Source organism: Psychrobacillus syltrankelensis (assembly GCF_055454035.1).
Window position 1 is genome coordinate 1,684,815 of record NZ_CM144227.1, and the last position, 20,480, is coordinate 1,705,294.

The window sequence follows — 20,480 nt, forward strand, 5'->3', positions numbered from 1 at the left end:
TTTTTATTCAAGATAGCATTCAATTTTCAGGATTTTCGTTTAGGTTTGTTAGTAGTATGTATACATAAGTGAATATTTTTTTAAAAGTAACTTTCAAATGCCCCATACCCAAAATAGACCGACAGAAGCGATAATGTAGCAAAGACTAGATATTCTACTGTACCGCCAGTTCTCGTAGTGAGTGGAAAGCGAACCGTTACTTTAAATGGAAACAACAGTTTTATACCATTTTTAGTTGCCATATCCAAGATGAAGTGGCTTACCATTCCAACTAGAACCCCTGTTACTATAGATTCATTCGTAACAAATAAATTCAAAAGAGCTCCTATCAAAAACAAAAAGACTATACTATGTGTAAAAGATCGATGTCCAAATAGGGAATGAACCACTTTCGAAACAAATGGAAACTTCCGCCCAATTGTGCTTCCTCCGTGACAAATATCCGGAATTAATGCTCCGATGACTCCTGCTCCAACTAAAATGACTGGATCATAATTTGAGATCTGTGCAAAAGCAAGACTTGCTGCAATACCGCCTACGATGTGTGTTTTTCCTGTCATGCTTTATGTTCTCCTTTTTTCGGTGATTCCTTTATCTACTTTACACTATTAACAACTACTCTTTCTATATTGCTTCCGTTGCAACCTAAACTCACTACATTAAGGGTATACATAACCCGTTATTTCCCAATATTCTATATTCTTCAATATGTTTTTAATTATTATTCACCATTTAAGAATTTTATATTTCATAGTTTTAAATACCTAACATGTAAATTCAATATAGTAAAATAGTTTTCATTTCAGTTAAATTTTACTTAAAAATATGATAGTATAAGTTTATTAGAATATATGAATATAAAATAATTAAAAGCAGCAATGTCGTTGGAAGGTATTTAATCCCCTTCAATAAAATCTACTTTTAATTCAAAGGAGAAAAAATTGAAAAAGGTTGCAATTAATATTAAAGTCATTTTAATTCTACTCGTCGTTTTCTCGATAGTAGATATTATGGATAATAGTTTAATAGTACTTTTAAGTGTAAAACATGAGGAATTAGTAAGCTTCATACTCGATACAGTATTTTCTTTCGTTGAATTGGGTTTAACTTTTTATGCTCTCTATTTAGGTCAAAAAGCAATAGTAAAAGCAAAAGAAGAAGAAAAACAATACCGTCGGCTTACTGACTTGTTCCCCGAAGCTATAATAATACATAAAGATTCAAGGATCATTTATGCAAATCAAGCGAGCGCTACATTAATTGGTGCAAAAAGCCCTAATGATTTAATTGGACAAAACTGGGAGGGATTTATTCATTTCAATTCCTCTAATCCAAATTCTCTTACATTAGAAAAAATGAAAAAGTGGAATGATTCAATAGTAAACCATACCATTAAAGCAAAAAAACTAGATGGTAAAATAATTGATTTAGAAATCAATTCTACCAAAATTGAATATAAAGGCAGTCCAGCTAGAGAAGTTATCGCTAGAGACGTAACTTCTAGAAATGCGCAGGAGCATGAAGTAAAAGAACTTGCTTATCATGATGAGTTAACGAAACTTCCAAATAGAAGATCTTTCGTAAATAAATTAGAACAATTATGGGAAGATTTTAATGAAACCAATAATAGTTTTGCTATTATGTTTTTAGACTTAGATGGTTTTAAGCGTGTTAACGACATACTAGGACACGATGCAGGAGATAAACTATTGATAGAGGTTAGTAATCTATTGTGTAGTAATGTCCGAGTAGATGACTTCGTTTCAAGATTGGGTGGGGATGAATTCACTATTCTTTTACCAAATTCGAATAAACAGGACTGTATAAATGTAGCGGAAAGGATAATACATGCTTTTCAAAATCCTTTCCTCATTTCAAATCAGGAAATCCAAGTATCGCCTAGTATTGGAATTGCTCAGTGCCCTCAAAATGGACAAGATACGACAAATTTATTAAAACAAGCAGATTCTATTATGTACAAAGTAAAAGTAAGCGGAAAAAACTCATATCGCTTCGCAGACTAATTAAATAGATAACTTAACAATTCACACATTATTACAGGAGTGTTACTGGTGCCAGGCACCGGTAACACTCCTGTAATAATTTAAGCATATTTTCCATAGCTTTTTTTACCATTAATAAACCAATTTTAATTTATAAATGTTTGACTCCTTTTGTATGTGGGTAAACTATAACAATAAACTACAGGGAGTGATGAGCATGCTTAAAGGAACTAAAAGATCTTTCTTATTGGGTGGCATAACTGCCTTCGCTATTATGTTTTTGAAGAAAATGGAAAACAGAGAGAAAGCGAAAACGACATTGAAAAACACAAAAACAAAAGCAAATTCCTATATGCATTCAAGGAAACATCAGCCTACTCAAATGACGAAAGCCGGTTTCTCGGATCCGCATGATCCAGACGACAATCGTATGGTAGAAGAAGGCTCCATGACAAGCGTTCAATATTATAATGAAAACGTACAAGATAGCAACTCAAAATCAGAGGCAAAACAAGCTTTCCCAAAATCGCAACAAAAGAAGCTTCCTAAAAAGGAAGAGTCTTTACCCGAAGAAAATAACGAATCCCCAGCAAAACAAGAGAATACAAATCATTCTCCTACAAACTAAAACAAGCCTGCAACTAGTATTGTAATTCTAGTTGCAGGCTTTTATTGTTAATTAAACTTGTATTTTTCAATTTCCAACATTATCTCTGCGCTGTTCATTTGTTAGCCGAAGCATAGATGGTATTCGCTAACATACGATAATAATTTTTCGTATGTGCTCTAAATGCTAAGTCATTTGCAAAAAGAATCACAGTCGAGTCATTCAACTCTTTTGTAAAAGCTAAGACTTGACCTTTAGCTTTTTCATGACCTGGCCACCATCCAGCAACATAGAAGTCATCAGCATTTTTTACAGTTGCCAACACCTCGGAGCCTTCCGGAACTTTAGTGATCCAAGCACCTCTTGTAGTATAAAGAAGCTCTTCCCGTTCATAACCTGAATTTAAAGGATTATCGACATTTATGGTTGCTTTTATTAGCCCTTCATGCCCGCTTTTTGTTATAGAATAATCGAAGCCGTCTAATAGCTTTCCTTCCTTAACAGCTTTCAAAGCACTGTCACCAATACCAACGAACGTTTTACCTGCTAATTTCTCAGGCAACTTGTTATCGGAAATGACAACTTTCGCATCTTTCTCTTCAACAAGTTGAAAGCCAAGTTCTTTCAGAGAAAACGTCAATTGACTTGAACCAATTCCCGCTACTTTTGGCTCTACTAACAATTTTGTCTTAAAGTTCATATCACTTTGTAACTGAAGTGCTTCGAAAACAAACGTATTGGCAAAAGGAAGAATATCTTTCTTGTTAACTACGAAATCTCCTTTTTGGAATCCATACTTATTTTCTTGTACTAATTCCACTTGTTTTCCTGCAGCAAGAAGTTTATTTACTAATTTAATTGTGTCATTATTAACATTTTTTAGTACTTGTTTTGATGTGTTTGGCACTTCACTTTTTGGGATATCTACTTTACTTACCTTTTTTGTATTCCCTTCAAATCCTACTCCATCTTTTAAACGCAATTCAACGATATCAAAACCTCTGAGTGCTGGGAAGTTAACAACTACTGGGTCATACATTGCTTCCCAATCAGAAACATCATCCCCTTGATAAAGCATTGCATTTGCAAGTCCTCGTTTTGCTTGTTTCATAGGGACAACATAAGTACCTTTTAGATAGATAGTTCCATCAATCGTAACAGAATTAGTTGTTTGTTCTACTTTTACACCATTACGGATTAAATAATTTACCATATTATAAACTTCACTTACATTTTTCTGGTTTTTCGCATTCGTTGGCAACACAAAGTAGTCAGGGAAGAAATTTTCATTTTTTCCACGAACACGACCAATTGACTCTCCGGCAGCATTCGTTAGCAAAGGATCAACTAAACGGTTGTCTTCACCCTTCACTCCGCGATTAAAGATTTCTAACTGTCTTAAATACAACTCATCCTTATTTTCCAACACGTAGTTTGTTGCTCCCAAACCAGTTCCGACCATTGCATATAAAGAATCCTGACTTAAAGAAGGCACTTCAACTGTATGCCCGAGTGTGCCATGGAGCATCGAGAAGATAGGCGTATACGATGGCCCCATATCATCCCAACCATCTTTATATTCTTCTAAAGCAACAAAATAAGAATCTAAACTAGAGTTTCCAACTCCAGCTTTTCCCATTGCATGGGCTTGTGCCATCATACCTTTGATTAGTAAATCGTATTCAAAGTTAGGATTATGCGGTGGTGTTGCTGGTTCAATTAAAAATCCTTTTACATAACCATGTCCCTCAACCATTGTTAGTGGTGTCCACTTTGCAATTTCATCATTTAATTGAATTGTTTCCACTTGAGTTTGATATGCGTTATCTCGGTTTAAATCAAATCCAAGCGCATTTGCACGTGTATTATTTGCGCGACCGTCCGGATTATGCGAAAAGTTAAAGATAAAAATAATATTATCTAATACTTTATCCATATCTAGAACAACTTCTTTAGGATTATTTTTTTCATCTGAAGTATTGAATTTTACTTTTGATTCCAATGCAAATTTCTTCAAAAGTTCTGTTTGGAAATCAATACCTTCCACTTCATCCGGATGAATATTATTAAACCAAATTGGCACTTGATAATCACCCATTGTACCATCTTTAATCTTCTTTATTAGCTCCTCTGGATTTTCAAGAGCTGTTGGCAATGTTTGATTTAAATATTTATCTACTGCTTTTTTATCTTTCGCAAGAATTACGAGATGAAAGTCTCTTCCCTCTACAGACTTGCCTGGACTTTGGTATTCTAAATATCTTTTATTTGACTTTTTAGCTTTTGAAAATATACTATCAATGGAAGGTTTAATAGCCTCCCAGTCTAAATATTCGTCATAAACATTTAGTTTTACAGTTGTAGCTGCTTTTGCATTAGTCGTTGAATCAACTAATGCTAATTCATAATCTCCAATAAGCTTTTTGTACAAAACTCGAATGGATCTGTTCGAGAGATCGGTAGTATCATATGGTAAACCGAACTCTAACTTAGCAACTATTTTAGTAGTGCCATCCATATAGTAGGGCTCTTTAATAACTTTAATAAATGAATCTCCAGAATATGAGTTCGATTTCGAGTCCCACTTTTTCCACTCAGATAAATCTTTTCCCCCGAATTGAAATATTAATTTGCTTAGATCAACTTTCTTCCCAAAATCAACCTTCAATTCTACTTCTCGAATCTCTGTAATCGAGAATAAAGATTTACTTACCTCTAATTGTGCCGGTTTATTAACTTGTACTTTCTCAGTTGTTGGTGCAGCTAGTGTTGTAGCAGGCATTGCCATTGTCAATGCCATAAATAACGCTAAAAATAACATTAATATTCTTTTCATTACTTTCCCCCTCAAGTTCTTTTTTGGTAGATTATTAGTCCCCCAACTTTAAATATATCAGACTTTTCTGTCAGATTAAATATAATAAATCTAATAATTAGCAAATATATGAAAATTTTAGGATTTGTAATTTCTGTAGCACTAGTTCCATTTTGAACTTATGATGCCTTTTACAAAAATCAATTTTGCGATACGCACCTTTGACTTTGCGGTTCGCACACTTGAGCTTGCGATTCACTCCCTTGAGCTTGCGATTCGTACACTTGATTTTGCGATATGCACTCGATCTTGCCAGATACACAGTTGATCTTGCGATTCGCACACTTGAGCTTGCGATTCACTCACTTGATCTTGCGATTCACTCACTTGATCTTGCAATTCACTCACTTGATCTTGCAATACGTACTCGATCTTGCGATTCACTCACTTGAGCTTGCGATTCGCACTCGATCTTGCGGTTCGCACACTTGATCTTGCGATTCGCATACTTGATCTTGCGATTCACTCACTTGAGCTTGCGATTTGCGCCCTTGATTTTGCGATTCGCACACTCGATCTTGCGTTTCACACAATTGCTCATGCGATTCGCCACCTTGATCTTACCTTAGACACAAAGGAGAGACTCTTCCTGCGGTAAGCTTCGGAAACCAACTAGGTGAAATACGAAAATAAATAAAAAAGCGAGATACTCAACCATTAATTAGTTGAATACCTCGCAGTGACCATGATGTCTAGATCTACTATTTAGTTCACTAGTCACCCATTACTTCACTCGTTGCTGTAATTTCAATTTTATTTAGCGCCTGGGTAGCTAATCGATCTGCTTCCCCATTATATTTACGTGGAACCAGTTCATACTCCGGTTGCAAACCAAGCTCCTTCATTTTAGCATCAATTTTGTCGGCCCAATTAAACAAATCCTTTTCAATTACTGGCCATTCCTCGCGCAAATGATTGATCACCACTTGTGAATCGCCAATAAATCGAACGGGCAAATGATGCACACCCAACAACTCAAGTTCAGTTAAACACAAATAAAATGCCGCATATTCTGCCTCATTATTTGATATGTGGCCAGTAGCAGGTGCATTACGTCGAAGCCTGTAAGATTTCCCATTTTGCTCATAATAAATGACACAACCTAAACCCGAACTACTTGTAGTACGGTCAAATCCTCCGTCAAAATAGACAGTGACATTATGTGGATCCGTTTCAATCCCTTTCACATACCCTTTTAACTCTTTAACTGTCCACGTACTATCATACTGATCATTAAATACAACGCTTTTTACACGGCCAGTCCTTTCCATGTCTTCCGCAAATAGTAGAGCCTTTGCTGCAGGCATCTCTTCAGAATGAAAGACAGTTTCCGCTCCCTTTGATGTTCTATAAATCCATTCAATCTGAATCTTCATTGTCAGTCCTCCTTTTGCTCTAATACTAGTTTCCCCAATACAAACCATTTTTATTAAATGAAAGAAGTGACTATATACTACAACAAAACTAGCAGCCGAAGATACAATTTCGGCTGCTAGTATTTTTTATTTATTCTTTTCTTTATCTTTCCCTGGGTTCACAACTTCAACTTCGATTGTTACTACATGTCCGCCGTATCTAACTGTAATTGTGGTAGATTTGTTTGCACCTTTAGCTTTCACTAACCCTTTTGATACGGAAGCCGTGTTATTATTAGCTACTTCATACGTAGCTAATTTCGTTACATCTTTTTCTGTTACTTTTCCATCCGCCGTCGTTGTCACTTCTTTAATAGTAACCTGAGCCACTTCAGAAGGTTTTAATTTTAGTTCTGGTTTATCAACGGTAAGCGTTACTACTGGTTCTACGACAACTGGCTTTGTAACTGTTACATTAACAGTCACTTCTTTGCCACCATAAGAAATGGTAACGGAAGTCAATCCTTCTAATAATGCAGTTACTAGTCCATTACTAACTGTTGCAATATTTTCATCTGCCACTACATATGTAGCCTTTGCCGTTACGTCTTCGTCTATTGCCTCGCCATTAGCTGGCTTTGTAGTTTCTGTAACAGCAAGTTGAGCTGTTTCTCCAGTTGATAATTTTAGATCCGTTTGATCCACTGAAAGTGTTACAACAGGTGTTGCCTCATCTTTTTCATAAATCAATTTTTCTCCAACATTGCCTGCTGCATCTGTAATCACAACGGTTACCGAATCTGTTTCAGCAGTTACCGGGAATGAAAATGATCCATCCTGTGCCAATTTGAATTCTACCGCTTTAGCTTTTTCACCGTTTTGCGTCGTAATATATGAAGCGTGAAGTTTCTCATTTAAATCATAATCCAAACCATACAAATATAATTCTTCATTATAATCGATATATTTATCGCTAACTTGTCCAGTTGCTAGTTCACCATCAACAGCACCTGTAATTTCTGGTTTCGTTGATTTAACGACAATCGGACCAACATAATCACTAATTACTCCTGAAGCTGTTGTTGCAGTGTAGTCGATAGTGTATAAACCATCTGGTATTGTTGTTGCTGGTGCACTACCCCATGGTTTATATTGTCCTGCTATATTCAGCGTATAGGATCCTTTTCCAAGTGATGAACCTGAATGTAAATATCCAATATAGCCATCTCCATATTCTCCACCTTCAGGATTCATGATATCCCAAAGTTCGATATAGTTTGTTGTCACATCACCCGTCAACGTAAATGCAAGCACCGCAGAATCTTTCACTCCATCTCCGTTAAAGGATAGGTCTGTTTCCGAAATACTCATATTTTTTATTTCTGTTTTAGTTGCACTACCAAAGTCTGCTGCGAATGGCAATGAAATATCAGAACCTCCACCATTAATATGGATATATCCCAGTATTTCTGATCCATTTGGAGGTGTCGCTTTGGAAGCTGTCAATGTAACATTTAACAGTTGCTCTCCAGCTAAAGTGAATGTTGGTTGATCAACTGTCAGTTTTGCATCACCGAACGATTTTTTAACGTCAACCGTTACTTTATAATCTCCTCCAATACCTTTAATATCTTTCACGAGGATTTGTTTCGTTACAGAAATATTTTCTTTTAATGATTGCGGACCAAATGTAACGGTTCCTTTTAAGTTTTCGACAATCGCGCCAGTTCCATCAAGAACAGCATTATCAATTGCATAAGCAAGTACATTTGGGTGTGCTGCCGCATATGCATCCACACGTCCTGCCCCTTGAGAGAAGACATCGTATTTCGCTGTATTAAGAATTTTTGCAGTATTAGAAAGTGCAACCTTCACATCAAATGCATTCCATGTAGGATTTGCTTGTTTGACAAGTGCCGCTATCCCTGCAATATGTGGTGTAGCCATAGACGTTCCAGTTTTGCGGTCATACGCTTTATCATACTTCACATTTGGAAAATCTGCTTTATACATTGGAATTGTTGACATAATATTTGTACCAGGTGCAGTTACATCTGGTTTAATATCGAAGTTCGGAGTAGATGGACCACGTGAACTGGAATCATTTACATCATCTCCGACAGTACTTGAAGAGCCGAAGTTTCCGAACGTAATTTTACCTGTTCCATCTTTTAATGCGACACGAAGTGCATCCCCATCTGTTTGAGACATATCAAACGTTGGAATGAAATCAAATGAATCACCTAGGAAAGTTCCAGATGCATTCGGAGCATTTGAACCTCCCGCGAAATTATGGATGATTGTTGCCACTGCCCCATTAGCTTTTGCATTAGCAATTTTATCTACAAATGCAATACTACCGCGTGAAATCAATGCCACTTTCCCTTTCACATCAATTCCGTTATAATCTTTTGCCTCCCCATTTCCTGGTACTGCTACTAAGTCGAACTCTCCTTCCAGTTGTTTTGTCAAACTTGTACCGAAAGTAGTTCCCATTAATTTTAACTGTTTAGAAAGATTGTAAGAACCAACTGTTACATTCACTTTCCCGTCATACATTGTTTCAGGGTTCGTTGTATTCCCTACCGCTATTCCTAATCGAGCAGTCGCTGGTGTTCCCATTGTTCCACGATTTGGACCAGAGTTACCTGTTGCTATAACTGAAATAGTACCAGCTAACATAGCATTATTAATGGCAAAGGAACCTGCATCCGTTTCCGTATTTGCCCCTCCACCTAAAGAAAGATTAATAACATCCATTCCTTCAACAACTGCAGTGTCGATTGCTTTAACAATCCCAGAAGTAGCTCCACTTCCGTATGCACCAAGTACACGGTAAGCATAAAGATCAACTTTGGGTGCTATCCCTTTAATGCCGTATTCGTTTGCACCTATAGCAGCAATTGTTCCTGCTACATGTGTACCATGAGAAGTGTAGAACGCACTACCTTTATCATTAAATTCAGGTGTATTTGCTGGACGTTCCACTGGTGAAGTTTCCGAAGCATCATCGTCCGCACGATTTTTTGCATAAGTGGAAGAGTTCGGAATGAAGTTCTTTCCACCTTTATATCTACCTTGGAACTCTGGATGGTTAGCATCAATTCCTGTATCTAGAACAGCAACTTTAATGCCTTGTCCTTCAATCCCTTCATTCCAAAGTTTTTCAATTCCTAAGAATGAGATACTTGTATTCATTGCTGCATCTACTTGTCCATCTTTTACAACTTTAGCTGGTACATCTTCTAAGGCGTACACTGTCACATCTGGCTCGATTAGTGTAACTCCTTGGATTTCTAGTAATTTCGAAAGGTCATCTCCCTTAACTGTTACAGCAAATCCATTTAGGACTGTATCATAAGCGTAACCTTCTTTAAATGATATCTTTTTATTCTTCATCTCTTTTTTAATCATTGCTTGTTGCGCTTTAACATTAGCCTTCACTTTAGTCGATTGCGCTTTCGAAAGTGATTTACCCTTTAATTTTTCAATACCTTGTTCAAGTGCAACTGGCTTTTCTGACAAATGTACGATTACCGCAACTTGCTCATTGCCTGAAACCTTTTTTAAATCTTCGTGTAGCCTAGCCTCTCCACCCAACAAATTTATTTGTTCTACAATAGCCGCTTTCGCTAGTAAATCGCTCTCACTTTGGGTTCCCGTTTTAAACGGTAATGACTGATCCCCATTTGCTAGAGCCGTAAATGGTGTTAGAAGAGAAAGCACCATGACAAAAGCAAGAATGCTACTAAAGAATTTAGTGAATCTCATTTTCTTCAAATCTCATTTCCCCTTTACCAATTTTTAGAACACACAGTAAATAATTGTGCGACGTTACCAAGTTATCACAATTATGCTAACTTTAAAATAAAAAAATACAAAATTATTAAATTAATTAGAAATATTAGAATAATTAGTTTTTAGTACCTGGAATAAATCCAATTTATGTTATCTTCATAATAATCTTGTATCGCATTTTTTTCTTTTTCAAATTAAAACTATAACACTACAAGATAATTAAAAAGTCTCGTAGACTAGTAATCTATAATCCAAGATTTTCGTTCTTCCAAGGAGAAATATACTATAAGCACAAAAAAAACAGCCGAAGATATAATCTCAGCTGCTAACGTATTATTTATTTTAATTTTGGTATCACAAAAGCGTATCGGTGAAACACTACTTCATCTGCTTGTTCTGCAAAAGACTTTGCTTGTTCAGGAGAACAATAAATGGCTCCATATAAATTCTTCGGTTCTAATTCACTAGAAAGTTCATAATCTATTACAATTATTAAAGCTTCTTTATCTTCACTAAGTTTTTGAACCATTCTTTTCGTGTGAATAGTAACACCCATAATTATATGAAATTTCAACATTAAGTTCTCTCCCTACCAACGCAATCAATAAAATCGAATATGCTATTCGTATTATATCAAATAAATGACGGAGTTGGTCTTCTACTTACAATAAATGTGGATCAATTAGACAACTTAATAAAACCAAATGATTCCCATGGTTGTATTTGATCTAAGAGGAAAAGCTCCTCAGAAATTACTTTAGCTACTACATTTGTGCACCCTACATTTGGCATAGCCTTTAAAGCTACTTGCAACTCTCCCTTGTAACGAATATCCAAATCGTTATCAATCGTTACATCCCCCGGCACTATATTATTTGTATCATGAGCTGGGAAGGATTCATTTTTATACTTTACGCGAGATTGTGTACTACGAATAACATACTCAGATACATCCCCGCGATTAAAATGCAATTCATGAAAAATCACTTTTTCTTCCAATTCAGTTGTGTGTGGGGATGTCACTACCGTTAACTCTAGTTTATTCCGATTTAAGCTACCTAAAGCTTTCAACTCATCCTCAGAGGCGTACATATTACCGATGATTAAATCATCGATTAGTCCTGTATGCCATAAATCCTTTGCTTGAACTACTATTGGCAAGTGACGATGTTCCTCCAATGTCGGTAAACCATTAAGCGTTTCTTCCCAAGGTCCAAACGTTGCATGCTTGGAGGAGATCATTGCAGTAGTTCGAATTTGATTATCTTTATAGAGTTTAGAGGTTGTTAATAAATGTTGCCTTGAAAGCCCTGTATATTCTCTTGGGTAAAAATTATGGCAGCCGATAATGTTTTCACGGTTCGGTTTATAGGATAAAATATTTTCTACATATTTTGTCCCGCTACTAATATTTAATTCTATTTTCAAATTTGATGCATCCATAGACATGAACGCCTCTTCTTGACCTGAAAACCCCATATCCAGACGTAATGCATCTAAATAGTAATGTTCCTTAAAATAACCAATATCTCGATATGTTAAACCTAGTTCCTCAAATACTTCCGGTGCGACATCTGCAGAAATATCAAAGCCAAGCTGCTCTGCAAATTGATTGATTTGTTGAAGCTTTTTCCTTTGCTCATTATTTTTAATAGATAATAGGCAAGTAAAAATACGGTCAAAGCCATTATCCGATGCTAGTAGAATATATTCTTTCATTTCTTCTATCGTGCTATGTTGAGGATAAATTGATATTCCTAGTCTTCTCATTTAATACCTCGCTGTTGCTTATTTTGCTTCCTTCAATTTTGCAGTACGATTTGCCATTGCGACAAATGGTAAGTAAATACAAACAGAAATCACGATTAACACAAAGCTTAGTACTGCTCCTTGCCAAGATTGCGTGACTAAGAAACCATTAATAATAGGCGGCGTTGTCCAAGGAGCCGCAATTGTAGCTGCGGGTACCATTCCCCATTTCGTTACAAAATAGGCAATTGTTACATTAACCATAGGGGTAAGAATAAAAGGAATAAATAATATCGGATTTAAAACAATTGGTAAACCGAATAGCAATGGTTCATTAATATTAAAGATTCCAGGTGCCGCAGATATTTTTCCGACTGTACTATATTGCTTATTCTTTCTGGCCATGATGAATATAGCAATAACTAGTGCAATTGTTGTTCCTGCTCCTCCCATGTTAACAAAAGCATCAAAGAATGGCTTATTAATAATATAAGGTGCTACGTCTCCAGCAGAAATTGCAGCAACATTGGCATCGATTGCTTGTAAGTTAATCGATTGCATAAATGGATCAATAATATTGCCACCATGAATACCAAGAGTCCATAAAAATGCTGGTATAAAAGCAAGGATAAGTGCTGCCGCCCATGTATTTGTTAAGCCCATAAATGGCTCTTGAACTGTCGAATAAAATGTTCCAATAATATCAGGAATAGTAAATCCTGCCGAAATAATTGTTCGAACTAACGCAAATATGCCAACAGTAATAATGGCTGGTAGTAAAGCAGCAAAAGATTTCGAAACAGCTGGTGGTACACTATCTGGCATCTTTATCAGGAGTTTGTTTTTACCAGATAAACGAGAGAACACTTCGGAAGATAATAAAGCAATAATAATGGCTACAAAAATTCCGCCCGTTCCAGTTGTTAACCCCGATAAGCCACCTTCACCAAAAGTACCAAATGTCAAATAACTCGATAAACTGATAACCCCTGCAGACAGACCGTCTTTGTCATAACTTTTTGCTAAGTGATACGCTATCGAGAAGGCTAACAAAAGGGAGATTATCCCGAATGTTGCACCCCACACATTTCCTCCCCATTGCGTCCAAGTTCCATGCTCCCAAATAGAATCTAGAGCATTTTGATAAAACTTGATCGGTAGGTTGTTTATTAATACTGCGAGTGAACCAAGAATAGTAAGTGGCATTACGGTTATAAAACCATCTCGTATCGCTACTAAATGCCGTTGATTACCTATTCGTGAAGCTACCGGAACAAACTTCTCCTCTAAAAAACGGAACATTCCATCTCTCCTTTTTATTTTTTTGTTATATGTCAAACACCACTAAAAATGATGTTATTCCCCTAACAATCGTTCATATAGCTCAATCAATTCTTTTGCTAAATCCCGAAAAGTAATTGCATTCATTAAGTGATCCTGTGCATGTATTAGCATCATGGTAGCTTCAACCTTTTCACCTCTAGCCTCTTGTGTCAGTAATACGGTTTGAGAATGGTGTGCTTCTATCAGTGACTGATTTGCTATTTCAATCTTTTTCTTAGCAGCATTGATTTCACCTTTCTTTGCAAGTTGAATCGCTTCCATACAGTCGCTTTTTGTGTTGCCGCTATGCAATATTAACCCCATAATGGATTGCATCAGTGCTAAGTTCTCCATTTGACACACTCCTTATCCAATTAACCCTATTGCCTGCTTTAATACATTTGCGCCGTTCATCATCCCGTAGTCCGACATGTTGATGACCTCTATAGGGATATTCTTTTCCTTATATTTCGCTTCATAAGTACCTTTTAAATAGCGTACTTGTGGACCAAGTAGCAATACGTCTACGTTTTTGCTTAGTAAAGTTCTATCTACTTCACTTTCTGATATAGCAAAAATATCTGCCTCTATATTTTGCTCCTTCGCTGCTTTTTGCATTTTTGCTACAAGTAGGCTGGTACTCATGCCTGCTACGCAAACTAACATAATACTTTTCAGTTTTTATCCCCCTCTATTCATTAACTTTCTATCACCGAATTCCACACGATGAAAATGTAATTATGGGTATAACTAAGATATGATTCTTTTTTATTAAACTTTCCTCAATTGTTTCTATGTTTACATCTTTATTTATTCGAAATCGCATTTTTAGGATTTAACATTCTTCCCCGAGCTTTTCTGAATTAATTACTTCGGATACCTTCCTTATTGCGTCCTCAGCATCAGCACCTTCTGCTGAGATAGTAATAACTGATCCAGGTCCGACTCCTTGTGACATCACCCCCATAATAGATTTCAAGTTTACGGATTTACCTTTATAAGAAAGCTGAACGTTTGATGTAAAAGCGGAGACAGCTGAAACTAATAAGGTAGATGGCCTAGCATGTAATCCTTCAGAATTGGTGATTTTAAAACTTTTTTCCATTCATAAAACCTCCTGGATATTTTTAAATTCTTCTTGTTTATTGCTCACTTTGAAATCTCGGTTATTACTTTCGGTAACTGCTATTTGATTTATATATGGCTTCTTTTTATCTATCAACCCACTTCTTTTTTTGAGTAGACAACTATTTAACTCCTTTGGAGAGTTTCATAGTATTTTTATAGAAGTATGTTTATGTGGATTGACTTATGAATTGTAGTTAATAACTAGCTTTTTATTTCTGGTGTGCTCTATCCAATTATTTTTCAAAGCTTCCGAGGGTAGAGAATCAGATCTCCTCGTTACTTTTTTACGGAGTCTCGCATAGGAGGTTTTTTGAAAAGAACAAAAATAATAGAAGCAGCATGGAACATGAATAAAAAACAAAAGGTTTCGAGAATGTATTTATCCCCCGAAACCTTTTGTCTTTATTTTCAAATGTAGTTTTATGTTTTTTTCCTAACATTTATTAATTGTTTTTTCTTCCAGAACCAAAACCAATTAAGTAGCCATCTAAATCTTTAATCGCAAATTCTTTCCATACTCCCCAGTCTTGTTCCGAAATAATTGGCCCATACGCAATCTCTGCTCCATTTGTCGTTAATTCTTCCAATAATAAATCTAGCCCATCATGGTCATGAACATAGGCGTATAGATTCCAGGTACCTTTGTTTGGACAGACATCCTCTTTATTATTTGCTTGAATTAATTTAAACCCTAACCCAAAATCATCTCGTACTGCCCACACATCATTTACTTCACAACCTAAAACATCTCGGTAGTACTGCTGCGACTTCTCTAAATTTGAAACAAGTAATACAGTTAGAGAATTCTCGATTTTTGCTTTAATAGTTTCCATCCTATAACTCTCCTCATTGATAAAAATTTTATTAAAGTTAGTTTAATTACTCATCTCTAAAATCTTTTTCGGCAAAACCATGCATTCTAATCTGATTATTTTCTAAGTCTGTAAAGTAAAACTCATAGTAGCTTTCGAAAGGATTTTCAAGTTTCTCTACAAATACACCTTTTTCCGTTAGAATTCGATGCGCCTCCAAAATGTCATCACTTTGAAGGTCCAATGTCACACTTTGTGGAAGTTCATTATCTTTATTTGCCTTAAATCGATTACTTATTGCTAATTTTGTTTTTTCATTAATCGAAAAGAAATAAGCAACATCTATGTTATCTGTTGGTGCGATCCCCAAAATTTCACTGTACCACTTAACTGCAAGGTTGAGATTCTTTACATAATACCAAATGACTACGGTACCATTAATAAGGTTGTTATTACTCGGATTATTAAACATGATTACCTCCTAAAAAATTCAGACATGGATATTTATTCTTTATATTTGTTTGTATTTCCTTCTAATTTTTTTAAAATTTCTAAACCTATTTCCTATTTATCGGATATTAGTTGCTAAAGGAATGACTATAAAAAAAACAGCGGAGGAAAATTACTTCCCTCCGCTATTCTTTTTCTAATATATCTTATTAGATATATCTGTAATTCCATCTAATTGAAAACCAAAGATAAATGTCAGCTATCACTGGGAAATGGTTTATAGCTCTAACTTTTGGCTATCAATGGATTGCTCGTGGGATAGTCCCACACACTCTTCTTGAAAACGCATATTCCAATATCCTGACTCGTCCTCCTTACAAATGGCTTCTCGCGTTTCAAATAAACCTGTTGGTGTGAAATAATAGGCACTCACTCGCTCCACATCACAATCTTCGTCAAAGAAACGATAAACCATTAATACATTGGACATTTGAAGCCTATTTTTTTGAATAACTAAGGCGTTTAGTTCATCAATTCTCTCCTTGGACCATATATATTGAATTCCTATTACATTATGTGGAACAAAACCCTCTTCGGTATCGGAAAAGAGCTTCTCAATTGTTTCCTCATCTTTGATCCAGTTATGTTCTCTTTCTAAATGTAGTGCAGGATATAAGAAATTCTCCGCATCAAATCGTTTATCCCACTTCCACCATGATAAGTCCATTGGTCTTGAGCGCCCCAGTAACTTATCAAATTTAGAGTCTTCCACAAAAACATCAAAACCTAGCATTTCGCCTAGATTAGCAAAATAATCTATCTCTCTTTTTGTAAACATGGAACGGTTATGTAAGGAAGACAAATTTAGTCTTCGATAATTTCGAACGTAACCATCAAAAAATTGCATGAGATTGAAATATTGTTTCTTCATAAGTCTTTTTTCCTTCTTTCTTATAATCTTCAATCTTCCAAGAATAAAATTATCAAATAATAAGTTTGACCCAGGAAAACTAAACACAATCGTCGACCCGTTCTAATAAGACAATAATATAATTCTTCCACTTTATAATATTCTCCAAAAAGGTTAAAAACCTCTCTTATCTGTTAAAAAACTCACTCAACGAATCTTATGAACCGTTAAATGAGTTATCCTTCCGATAGCGGAATAAATAACAATTCCTACAATCGCCCCAGCACTATCTATGAATACATCCTTCAGCTGCGCACCTCTACCCGCTACAAATAGCTGATGCACTTCATCAGAGATGGCATAGAGCACACAAATAAGTAAAGTTGCTCCCATTCCTTTACTTTTTCCAAACCCGCTTAACTTCAAGGAGTTCATGATGAGTAAACCCAGCACCAAATAAATAATGAAATGAGCATTTTTTCTTACCTGGTGATGAAAATTTTCTGTAATAAAATCCGAATTAGGTAGCACTTTTTCTACTGTTATTTCAATTAACTCTGTTATTCCTGTACTCAACTCGCTAGATATAGTTACTGGTTGGTGTGAGAGATAAAATATTAAACACATCCATAAGATAACGGCTAACCAAGAAAGCTCTTTACGCATATAATTATTTCCCTTACTCTCCCAATGTTTTAATAATATTATATCAAATAAAATCCAATTTTTCTCTTTTTTCTAAAAACAAAATACTCGTATAAATTAATAATGTTGTGGAGTAAACAGTGGCTTCAATATTGTTAGTGGAGTTTTCAAGGATTTTTTGGTGGATTTGTTTTCCAACCATATAAAGAAAGCTGTCGAAAATACATTTACGGCAGCTCAGTAGGAATATAAAAGGTTTCAAAAACGTCAAAATTCATGAATATTTTTATACAGTAAAATTTCCTTAATTAACGGAATTAAGAAATTTACACGAAGAATTTGGGACGGAAAAAAGTAGGTTAGATAAAAGAATAATAATAAATTAAAAAACAAATTATCCATTTATGCATATCGTAAAGATTTTTCAAAGTAAATTTAGTATATTTGAAATGCAAAAGGTATTTTAATCACAATTTATTAAGCAAATAGTACTTTTTGTAACTAGCCCCCTTTACTCATGGGTACTATTTCTTAATTAATTGAGAACGGAGGAAAAAATTCAACAGTAGAATTATTAAAGATTGCTAGCATAGTCGCCAATTTAATCTAAGTACTGTTTTTTATTTTGCTCGATAGCTTGAATGTAAAAAGGAAGTTCTAGGAATTTGAAGAAAAACAATGCTTGTTGGTATACCTCTTTGATTTCTGTAAAGGAAGCCGCCTTTTTTTCTAAGCATTGTCCTTTATAATACAAGAATTGACCAACTAAAAAAATAAAAGATGTTTCTTTAGATTTTCTTATTCCTTGATTTGCCGTTTCTAATGCAGCATCATAGTCATTTAACTCATATTGAACTTTGCACTTATTAAAGAGGACGGTAATAAGAGTTTCATAAATTTTGTAGTCACTATAATTTTTATGAATATGCTCTTTTAAGATTTTATTATAATAATATAAACTTTTATGGCTTTCGCCGTTCTCTGAATATACATTCGCAATCGTATTGTTAATTTTTATATGTAAGAAACGGAACTGGATAGTTGTTTGGTTTGAAAAGTTTAAAATGTTCTTAAGACCTGCAATACACTCTGCTGCGGTAATCATTTTTAGCTTGTAATGAGCTGTAAGTAAAATCTGCTCTAGGTAAAAATTTAACCAAATATTATCAGCAATTATCTTATTCTTTTCAATTATGGAAATAACTTTTTTATATTCATGCTCTTTTAAGTGAAACTCAATATCTTTTATTAAACTCTCACTTTCTAAAACATTTTTATGAAATAGCATTTCTATAAGATATTCGATTGGTACTTGCAGCTTTAATGCAATTTTTAATAAGGTGTCTATTGCTGGATATACTTCTCCAGCTTCAATACGACTAATTGTTGACTGTGTACAAATGTTTTTTGCAAGCTCTTTTTGGGACATACCCAATTCTGCTCTAAGTTTACTAATCTCTAAACCTAAGTATTTCATTTCCAAAAAAATCACCCCATATTTTAAAAAAAGGACGGTAAAAAAACATGAAAAAATTATCTATTATCTTATTAATCGTATTAGCAGTAGCACTTTATCCTAACTCGAACAATGAGGCTGCTAAAATAAATCCAAATCCCAGTCCAATAACTACTCTAGATTTACCACATATCTACTAATAAATTTTATCCAATAAAATTATCGATTCTTTAATTTTATTGGATTTTTCTAATAGTGCAAGGGCTAAACTGAATTATATAAGGAGAACGACAATGAAATCTAAACACACCGTAGATAACGAAGCAAGATTAATTTCACTAGAGTCGGATCTTGGATATGTAATTGAGCGAAACCAATTAGAATTGTATTATCAACCTAAAGTGTTTGCTGAAACCAATCAAATTGTTGGCGGTGAAGCACTTCTAAGATGGAATCATCCTGAATGGGGAACTATTAGCCCGAATGATTTTATTCCTCTTGCAGAAAAAACAGGTTTTATTAATGAGATAGGAAAATGGGTTAAAAAGACCGCATGCAAGCAAAATAAAGCTTGGCAAGATGCAGGACTTCCGAAAATTCCAATCTCCATAAACTTGTCTGCTACTCGCTTTTTAGAAAGTGATCTAATCACACATATAATGGAAACACTAAAAGAGACGAAACTAGAACCTCAATACTTAGAAATAGAAATAACAGAAACATTTCTTTTAGAAAATGAAAAAGTAGTTTTCTCCGTATTAGATGAACTTAGGAATTTAGGCATTAAAATCGCATTAGACGATTTTGGGACTGGTTATTCTTCGCTCTCATCACTAAATCGATTTAAAGGAAAAATAGATATACTTAAAATTGATCGTTCTTTCATTCAAGACTTAAGCAGTTCACATGAAGAGGACTCCAATTTTATAGTAAAAATGATTATCCAACTATCTCATCAATTGAAAATGAGTGTTATTGCTGAGGGAGTCGAAACGAACGAACAACTTACCGTGTTACAAAAATATAATTGCAATATGATTCAAGGTTATTTGTACTCTAAACCTATTCCCGCAATCGAGTTTGCTAAACTTCTAAAGAGAGATAAACTAGATCCTCTTGAATATAATATTTAGACGGAAAATCACGTTTTGTTGATAATCGAATGATTTACACGTACATAAATCGATTCTTAACATAATTTGTTTTTTCGTCTAAACTTAGCTTCATCATCTTTCACTCCACCCTCCTCATAAACTTCTAATTATCTTTCCGAATTCTATTAATGAATTATCCTATAGTGACCTGTGTCAGACTCATTTGTTTTCAAATTCTCGCTGATATAGGTTCGCGTGTTAAATTCAACCCTTTG

General features: G+C 34.9%; 19 protein-coding genes. 4 read left to right on the forward strand and 15 right to left on the reverse strand.

The genetic code is table 11. The features are described from left to right. Positions 1-80: 80 nt before the first annotated feature. Positions 81-560, reverse strand: coding sequence for a metal-dependent hydrolase (locus ACTSKG_RS08270; protein ID WP_464757705.1), 480 nt, complete (start codon positions 558-560; stop codon positions 81-83). 381 nt (positions 561-941) lie between these two features. Here ACTSKG_RS08270 and ACTSKG_RS08275 point away from each other — a divergent pair, with 381 nt between their 5' ends. Together ACTSKG_RS08275 and ACTSKG_RS08280 are read left to right on the forward strand one after the other, a co-directional pair. Next, positions 942-2,024, forward strand: a complete 1,083-nt coding sequence (locus ACTSKG_RS08275; RefSeq protein WP_464757706.1) for a diguanylate cyclase domain-containing protein — start codon at positions 942-944, stop codon at positions 2,022-2,024. Positions 2,025-2,220: 196 nt separating this feature from the next. Next, complete coding sequence (locus ACTSKG_RS08280; RefSeq protein ID WP_464757708.1) at positions 2,221-2,631, forward strand: hypothetical protein; 411 nt, start codon at positions 2,221-2,223, stop codon at positions 2,629-2,631. A gap of 94 nt (positions 2,632-2,725) precedes the next feature. Here ACTSKG_RS08280 and ACTSKG_RS08285 read toward each other — a convergent pair whose 3' ends face one another. From ACTSKG_RS08285 to ACTSKG_RS08350, 14 genes are all read right to left on the reverse strand, one after another. After that, a complete protein-coding gene (locus ACTSKG_RS08285) occupies positions 2,726-5,446 on the reverse strand; it encodes a M14 family metallopeptidase (RefSeq protein WP_464757710.1) in 2,721 nt (906 codons plus the stop codon). A 752-nt stretch (positions 5,447-6,198) separates the two neighbouring features. Further along, the gene (locus tag ACTSKG_RS08290) at positions 6,199-6,861 is read right to left on the reverse strand and encodes a ribonuclease H family protein (RefSeq protein ID WP_464757712.1); all 663 of its coding nucleotides are present in this window, start codon (positions 6,859-6,861) and stop codon (positions 6,199-6,201) included. Positions 6,862-6,987: 126 nt separating this feature from the next. Then, positions 6,988-10,611, reverse strand: coding sequence for a S8 family serine peptidase (locus ACTSKG_RS08295; RefSeq protein ID WP_464757997.1), 3,624 nt, complete (start codon positions 10,609-10,611; stop codon positions 6,988-6,990). Positions 10,612-10,975: 364 nt separating this feature from the next. After that, positions 10,976-11,215 (reverse strand): hypothetical protein, encoded by a 240-nt coding sequence (locus ACTSKG_RS08300; RefSeq protein WP_464757713.1) that lies wholly within the window; start codon positions 11,213-11,215, stop codon positions 10,976-10,978. Between the two features lie 101 nt (positions 11,216-11,316). Continuing rightward, positions 11,317-12,408: a DUF871 domain-containing protein gene (locus ACTSKG_RS08305; RefSeq protein WP_464757714.1), complete on the reverse strand. Its 1,092-nt coding sequence runs from the start codon at positions 12,406-12,408 to the stop codon at positions 11,317-11,319. Between the two features lie 18 nt (positions 12,409-12,426). After that, complete coding sequence (locus ACTSKG_RS08310) at positions 12,427-13,689, reverse strand: PTS sugar transporter subunit IIC (RefSeq protein ID WP_464757715.1); 1,263 nt, start codon at positions 13,687-13,689, stop codon at positions 12,427-12,429. A 54-nt stretch (positions 13,690-13,743) separates the two neighbouring features. Further along, complete coding sequence (locus ACTSKG_RS08315; RefSeq protein ID WP_464757716.1) at positions 13,744-14,064, reverse strand: PTS lactose/cellobiose transporter subunit IIA; 321 nt, start codon at positions 14,062-14,064, stop codon at positions 13,744-13,746. A gap of 12 nt (positions 14,065-14,076) precedes the next feature. After that, entirely contained in the window at positions 14,077-14,388 is a 312-nt protein-coding gene (locus ACTSKG_RS08320) for a PTS sugar transporter subunit IIB (RefSeq protein WP_464757998.1), read from the reverse strand. Between the two features lie 157 nt (positions 14,389-14,545). After that, the gene (locus ACTSKG_RS08325) at positions 14,546-14,815 is read right to left on the reverse strand and encodes a phosphocarrier protein HPr (RefSeq protein ID WP_464757717.1); all 270 of its coding nucleotides are present in this window, start codon (positions 14,813-14,815) and stop codon (positions 14,546-14,548) included. A gap of 466 nt (positions 14,816-15,281) precedes the next feature. Next, positions 15,282-15,671, reverse strand: coding sequence for a VOC family protein (locus tag ACTSKG_RS08330; RefSeq protein WP_464757718.1), 390 nt, complete (start codon positions 15,669-15,671; stop codon positions 15,282-15,284). 46 nt (positions 15,672-15,717) lie between these two features. After that, positions 15,718-16,122, reverse strand: a complete 405-nt coding sequence (locus ACTSKG_RS08335; protein ID WP_464757719.1) for a VOC family protein — start codon at positions 16,120-16,122, stop codon at positions 15,718-15,720. Positions 16,123-16,377: 255 nt separating this feature from the next. Next, positions 16,378-17,031, reverse strand: a complete 654-nt coding sequence (locus ACTSKG_RS08340; RefSeq protein WP_464757720.1) for a hypothetical protein — start codon at positions 17,029-17,031, stop codon at positions 16,378-16,380. Between the two features lie 186 nt (positions 17,032-17,217). After that, positions 17,218-17,676 (reverse strand): VanZ family protein, encoded by a 459-nt coding sequence (locus ACTSKG_RS08345; RefSeq protein WP_464757721.1) that lies wholly within the window; start codon positions 17,674-17,676, stop codon positions 17,218-17,220. Positions 17,677-18,256: 580 nt separating this feature from the next. Further along, positions 18,257-19,132, reverse strand: coding sequence for a helix-turn-helix domain-containing protein (locus tag ACTSKG_RS08350; protein WP_464757999.1), 876 nt, complete (start codon positions 19,130-19,132; stop codon positions 18,257-18,259). A 47-nt stretch (positions 19,133-19,179) separates the two neighbouring features. On the opposite strand from ACTSKG_RS08350, the gene ACTSKG_RS08355 reads away from it, so the two are divergent. Together ACTSKG_RS08355 and ACTSKG_RS08360 are read left to right on the forward strand one after the other, a co-directional pair. Next, complete coding sequence (locus tag ACTSKG_RS08355; RefSeq protein WP_464757722.1) at positions 19,180-19,311, forward strand: hypothetical protein; 132 nt, start codon at positions 19,180-19,182, stop codon at positions 19,309-19,311. Positions 19,312-19,404: 93 nt separating this feature from the next. Next, complete coding sequence (locus ACTSKG_RS08360; protein WP_464757723.1) at positions 19,405-20,244, forward strand: putative bifunctional diguanylate cyclase/phosphodiesterase; 840 nt, start codon at positions 19,405-19,407, stop codon at positions 20,242-20,244. Positions 20,245-20,480: the final 236 nt, after the last annotated feature.

Coding starts and splice junctions, on each gene's coding strand:
- ACTSKG_RS08270 (WP_464757705.1), bottom strand. CDS start 560: ATGACAGGAAAAACACACATCGTAGGCGGTATTGCAGCAAGTCTTGCT.
- ACTSKG_RS08280 (WP_464757708.1), top strand. CDS start 2,221: ATGCTTAAAGGAACTAAAAGATCTTTCTTATTGGGTGGCATAACTGCC.
- ACTSKG_RS08285 (WP_464757710.1), bottom strand. CDS start 5,446: ATGAAAAGAATATTAATGTTATTTTTAGCGTTATTTATGGCATTGACA.
- ACTSKG_RS08290 (WP_464757712.1), bottom strand. CDS start 6,861: ATGAAGATTCAGATTGAATGGATTTATAGAACATCAAAGGGAGCGGAA.
- ACTSKG_RS08295 (WP_464757997.1), bottom strand. CDS start 10,611: ATGAGATTCACTAAATTCTTTAGTAGCATTCTTGCTTTTGTCATGGTG.
- ACTSKG_RS08300 (WP_464757713.1), bottom strand. CDS start 11,215: ATGTTGAAATTTCATATAATTATGGGTGTTACTATTCACACGAAAAGA.
- ACTSKG_RS08305 (WP_464757714.1), bottom strand. CDS start 12,408: ATGAGAAGACTAGGAATATCAATTTATCCTCAACATAGCACGATAGAA.
- ACTSKG_RS08310 (WP_464757715.1), bottom strand. CDS start 13,689: ATGTTCCGTTTTTTAGAGGAGAAGTTTGTTCCGGTAGCTTCACGAATA.
- ACTSKG_RS08315 (WP_464757716.1), bottom strand. CDS start 14,064: ATGGAGAACTTAGCACTGATGCAATCCATTATGGGGTTAATATTGCAT.
- ACTSKG_RS08325 (WP_464757717.1), bottom strand. CDS start 14,815: ATGGAAAAAAGTTTTAAAATCACCAATTCTGAAGGATTACATGCTAGG.
- ACTSKG_RS08330 (WP_464757718.1), bottom strand. CDS start 15,671: ATGGAAACTATTAAAGCAAAAATCGAGAATTCTCTAACTGTATTACTT.
- ACTSKG_RS08335 (WP_464757719.1), bottom strand. CDS start 16,122: ATGTTTAATAATCCGAGTAATAACAACCTTATTAATGGTACCGTAGTC.
- ACTSKG_RS08340 (WP_464757720.1), bottom strand. CDS start 17,031: ATGAAGAAACAATATTTCAATCTCATGCAATTTTTTGATGGTTACGTT.
- ACTSKG_RS08345 (WP_464757721.1), bottom strand. CDS start 17,676: ATGCGTAAAGAGCTTTCTTGGTTAGCCGTTATCTTATGGATGTGTTTA.
- ACTSKG_RS08350 (WP_464757999.1), bottom strand. CDS start 19,132: ATGAAATACTTAGGTTTAGAGATTAGTAAACTTAGAGCAGAATTGGGT.
- ACTSKG_RS08355 (WP_464757722.1), top strand. CDS start 19,180: ATGAAAAAATTATCTATTATCTTATTAATCGTATTAGCAGTAGCACTT.
- ACTSKG_RS08360 (WP_464757723.1), top strand. CDS start 19,405: ATGAAATCTAAACACACCGTAGATAACGAAGCAAGATTAATTTCACTA.